Source organism: Frankia sp. CeCAU1 (genome assembly GCF_977971845.1).
Genome location: NZ_CDWWXA010000164.1, coordinates 1 through 592 on the forward strand (window position 1 = coordinate 1; position 592 = coordinate 592).

The window sequence follows — 592 nt, forward strand, 5'->3', positions numbered from 1 at the left end:
GATCATCGCAAGATCATCCTTGGGGTGCTGTGCCCGTAGCCGCAGACCGGTCACCACCGCCAACCCCGTGGCCTCTACCGCACACCCCCGGGTATGGATGGTCACCGTGCCCGGCGCATCCGGCGCCGCGATCGCAGCCCCGAGTGCTTCCATCGCCAGCGGCTTCAATCCCGCCGGGTAGAACGCCATGCGCAGCCGGCTGCCCGCCGCAGAGCTACGGACCGGCCGGGCGATGAGAAACCCGTCGCCCGTCCGGCCGCCGAGACAGCGGCCCCACCGGGGAATCCTGCCCTGCTTGATCGTCCACATCCGGCCTGGCGGATCGCCGTTCCTCGCGTCTGGGCTCATAGCCGGTTCTCTCTGGCCAAGGCCGCATACCGGGGCAGGGACATCACTTCCCACATCGTGTGTTCCACCCACCGGCCACCGCCGTCCAGCAGCCGGACCCGATGCGACACCGGCATGATGCCGACCCCCCCGAACTCTTCCGGTCGCAGCGCACAGCCCACCGTGACCACCGGCATGTCCACCCCGGCCGCCACCCGGTCCCCGTGGATGTACCGGCCGAGCAGAAACGCCAGCCGGGTACTGC

1 protein-coding gene and 1 pseudogene are annotated in these 592 nt (G+C 69.9%); both read right to left on the reverse strand.

Annotation, left to right across the window (positions count from 1 at the left end):
* Nucleotides 1–348, reverse strand: a 348-nt coding sequence (locus tag AC08OO_RS20580) for a hypothetical protein (protein ID WP_476618933.1), incomplete at its 3' end; no start/stop codon positions are given.
* Nucleotides 345–592: pseudogene (locus tag AC08OO_RS20585) on the reverse strand (hypothetical protein); the annotation flags it as partial. The gene AC08OO_RS20580 and the pseudogene AC08OO_RS20585, both read right to left, overlap by 4 nt.